The sequence below is a fragment of the Roseateles sp. genome (assembly GCF_044373315.1).
Classification (GTDB): domain Bacteria; phylum Pseudomonadota; class Gammaproteobacteria; order Burkholderiales; family Burkholderiaceae_C; genus JACDQM01.
The window spans coordinates 1-3,384 of record NZ_JBILQK010000193.1 but is presented as its reverse complement, the minus strand read 5'-3'; the positions used below and the strand labels follow the sequence as shown (position 1 = coordinate 3,384).

The 3,384-nt window shown below is 59.6% G+C and carries 4 protein-coding genes; 3 read left to right on the top strand and 1 reads right to left on the bottom strand.

What is annotated here, in order from left to right:
- From ACIQ67_RS20235 to ACIQ67_RS20225, 3 genes are all read left to right on the top strand, one after another.
- A partial coding sequence (locus ACIQ67_RS20235) for a calcium-binding protein (RefSeq protein WP_397536174.1) occupies positions 1-1,484 on the top strand: 1,484 nt, incomplete at its 5' end.
- A 163-nt stretch (positions 1,485-1,647) separates the two neighbouring features.
- Positions 1,648-1,929, top strand: a complete 282-nt coding sequence (locus ACIQ67_RS20230) for a YlcI/YnfO family protein (RefSeq protein WP_397536173.1) — start codon at positions 1,648-1,650, stop codon at positions 1,927-1,929.
- Positions 1,926-2,243 carry a type II toxin-antitoxin system RelE/ParE family toxin gene (locus ACIQ67_RS20225; protein WP_397536172.1) on the top strand — a complete coding sequence of 106 codons (318 nt, stop codon included), beginning with the start codon at positions 1,926-1,928 and terminating at the stop codon, positions 2,241-2,243. The genes ACIQ67_RS20230 and ACIQ67_RS20225 overlap by 4 nt, the downstream gene beginning before the upstream one ends.
- 400 nt (positions 2,244-2,643) lie before the next feature.
- On the opposite strand, the gene ACIQ67_RS20220 is transcribed toward ACIQ67_RS20225, so the two are convergent.
- Positions 2,644-3,231, bottom strand: a complete 588-nt coding sequence (locus ACIQ67_RS20220) for a tyrosine-type recombinase/integrase (RefSeq protein WP_397536171.1) — start codon at positions 3,229-3,231, stop codon at positions 2,644-2,646.
- Positions 3,232-3,384 lie beyond the last annotated feature (153 nt).

The window sequence follows — 3,384 nt, the reverse complement described above, 5'->3', positions numbered from 1 at the left end:
GCCTGGCGTTGTCGGTAGGCACGGCAGGGGCCGACACGATCTTCGGGTTTGACAGCCACGACTTGCTTAGCGGTGCAGGCGGCAATGACCTGCTGGATGGCAGCGGCGGCAACGACACGCTGGATGGAGGTGAAGGCAACGACACACTCAACGGCGGCTTGGGCAACGACTCGCTGCTGGGAGCGGCAGGTGCAGACAGCCTGGTCGGCGCAGAAGGCAATGACGTGCTGGAGGGCGGCGACGGCAACGATACGTTGTGGGGCGACGCCGGGAACGACTCTTTGCAGGGCGGAGCGGGCAACGACACGCTGTACGGCAGCGAGGGTGCAGACACGCTGGCCGGAGGCACGGGGGGTGATTGGCTGGGCGACAACTCGGCGACCTCGGGTGACACGTTTGTGTACAACCTGGGCGATGGCGCCGATACGGTGAGCGACACCGGAGGAGTGGATGTCGTGCAACTGGGCGCGGGCATCACGGCTGCGGCCACGCAGGTGAGGCGAGACAGCAGCGGCAGCCTGGTGCTGACGTTCTCGGACGCAGGCACGCTCACGCTGAGGGACCAATACAACTCGAGCACGGGCGCGGCGCAGCCGAGCTTCCAGATCGAGCAAGTGGTGTTTGCGGACGGCACGGTTTGGGATCAGGCGCAACTGCGCAGCCTGGCGTTGTCGGTAGGCACGGCAGGGGCCGACACGATCTTCGGGTTTGACAGCCACGACTTGCTTAGCGGTGCAGGCGGCAATGACCTGCTGGATGGCAGCGGCGGCAACGACACGCTGGATGGGGGCATGGGCAATGACACTATGTCAGGTGGGGCCGGAAGCGATATCTATATCGTTGACTCCACCGCTGACGCGGTAACGGAGAACGCCAACGCAGGCGCGGACACAGTGCACAGCGCGGTCACCTATACGCTCGGAAGCAATCTGGAGCATCTGCTTCTGACGGGCACGTCTGTCATCAACGGTACCGGCAATTCACTCGACAACTTTTTGACGGGCAACGCCGCTGCCAACGTGTTGAGCGGAGCGGCTGGTGCGGACACATTGGATGGCGCAGGCGGGAATGACACGCTCCTGGGTGGAGTTGGGGCGGACACGTACCTGTTCGGTACGGGCTATGGCGCTGACACGATCCAGGAGAACGACGCAACAGCGGGCGTCAAGGACATCGTGCGACTCGCCAATGGCATAGCGCAAGCGGATCTCCAGTTCCAGCAGGAAGGCAACAATCTGGTTATGAGCATCCGAAATGCGCCTGATCGGTTGGTGATCCAGGACTGGTACTTGGGCTCGCAGTACCAAGTTGAGGAGTTCCGCTTCGGCGACGGGAGCGTGCTCATCGCCTCTCAAGCGCAGGCCCTTGTTGGCGCGATGGCGGCCTTCCCGAGCGATCGCGCTTCGATGATGTCGACTGGCTCAGCTCCTGACAGAAGGTACGCAGGCATCTCGACTGATGGGCTCGCCGTTCAGCCTGTCTGATTCGGCACCGCGGAGACATTGCAGATTGCCGCGGGCCTGTGTCTAGTGTTCACCGAGACCAGGCCTGTGGTTGTTTACGACTTTGCTTGCGCAATAGAGCACGCCTGAAAGGAGCCGGAAAATGCCCGGCCAACAGGTATTACAAAAGCGATACACTGGTGCCATGAAGAGCACCACCATCCCGCCTGTTCGCGTTGAACCCAAGTTCCGAGAGGAACTGGAGCAGTCTCTGGAAGACGGCGAGTCGATCGCTGCTCTGGTAGAGAAGGCGGTTCGCACCGAGGTAGCGCGTCGACGTGACCATGCTGAATTTGTTCGTCGAGGCATGGAATCGATTGCTCGCTCCGAAGCTGCCGGGGACTGGGTCCCTGCTGATGAGGTGCTAGCCAAGCTAGACGCCAAAGTGGCCGCAGCTCGTGCGCGTCAGAAGGCTGCCTCTGCATGAAATATCAAGTCGTCTTCAGCCGCGAGGCCGAGGAGGATCTTGACAGGTTGTTTGAACACGCATTCGAGCGTGAACTGAACAGCGCAGCCGGTGATCTCGACATTCCTTCGAACGCTATTCAAGCGATTCGTCAGGCCTGTAGGTTCCTGGAGATCAGTCCGTTCAGTTGCCGCAAGGCAGAGAACAGCCCGTTTGCGCGTGAGCTCATCGTTCCCTTTGGGGCCAGCGGCTATGTCGTGTATTACGAGATCAAGACCGAGGGTCGAGTTCACATCGGTGCTGTACGGCACCAAAGAGAAAGCGATTACCACTAAGGAATCGCGCAATGCGGCCTCCCGGTCGCATCTATCAACCCTGGCCATGGGTGGAGCACTTTGACTTGCCACCGGGGTTATGCATGATTGAGCGCCGCAAGCTTGCCCCGCTACGCCGAGAAATCGGTTTAGCGGAGCATTTCTGCTCCCCGTTCATGCAACGTGTTCAATTCCCTATTTGCAGTGAGGGTGCGGTGGGGGCAAATGTTGGGGGTAACTTTGAGAGTCTGCTTCGAGTTTCATGGAGGGGTTCAATTCCCGCCGGCGGGACGAAGCGCGCGGTGCGATCGAGACGGCCCATCGAATCAAGCATGCCTGTGTGGCCAGGCCTTTCGGTGCGGAATCGCCACGGGGATGTGCAGACGCAACCTGGCGGCCGACCTGCAGGATGTGACCTGCATTAGCAGCCACAGAACTTTGCCCAGTTGTCCATCAGGGGGCGACGTTTGGCCAGCAGATCACCTCGTAAGTAGGCGGCAACCGTTTGGCTCGACTCGCTGTGGGCGAGGGCTTTGTCATAGACCTTGAAGTCGTACTCAGTAGTCTCCGCAGCCCAGTCGGTGAGAGTTGACCTGAAACCATGAACGGTGACGCGTCGCCCGTCCATCCTTGGATCGGTCCATGTGTTGGGTTCGCGTTCATGCATGTTGCCGATGACGTTCAACATGGACGTGTTGTGAAGCCCGACGCCGTGCCACTGAAACACCAGCGGGCAACTGTCTTCGTGTTGGACCTTCATCAGCCCAATGATCTCCATGGCACGAGGCGACAAAGGCACCCGCATGGGAAACCTACCCTTCATGTGTTCTGCAGGCACTGTCCAGAGTAGCTTTTCCTCGTCGATCTCGCGCCATTGGGCCAAGATGATCGGATTGGTCCTCATGGCAGTCAGGATGGCGAACTCCAGTGCCAGCGCTGGTGAGATCGAACGGCGAAACTTGATGTTGGCATCCTGGATCTCGTGGAGCCTCTTCATGAAGGTGCCCATTTGCTCGTAAGGCAGGGATGGATGGTGGCCTTCGTCTTGACCTTGTCCCTGAAAAACGTATCCCTTGCTAAGTGGTCCAATCCAAGCAAGAGGAAACGAAATGACGAAGGCAAAGGCAGTTACGGCAAGGGCGCGTTACACGCTGGAATTCAA

What these genes read in the sequence shown, in the direction of transcription:
- ACIQ67_RS20230 (WP_397536173.1), top strand. Translation starts at nt 1,648, where the DNA reads ATGAAGAGCACCACCATCCCGCCTGTTCGCGTTGAACCCAAGTTCCGA.
- ACIQ67_RS20225 (WP_397536172.1), top strand. Translation starts at nt 1,926, where the DNA reads ATGAAATATCAAGTCGTCTTCAGCCGCGAGGCCGAGGAGGATCTTGAC.
- ACIQ67_RS20220 (WP_397536171.1), bottom strand. Translation starts at nt 3,231, where the DNA reads ATGGGCACCTTCATGAAGAGGCTCCACGAGATCCAGGATGCCAACATC.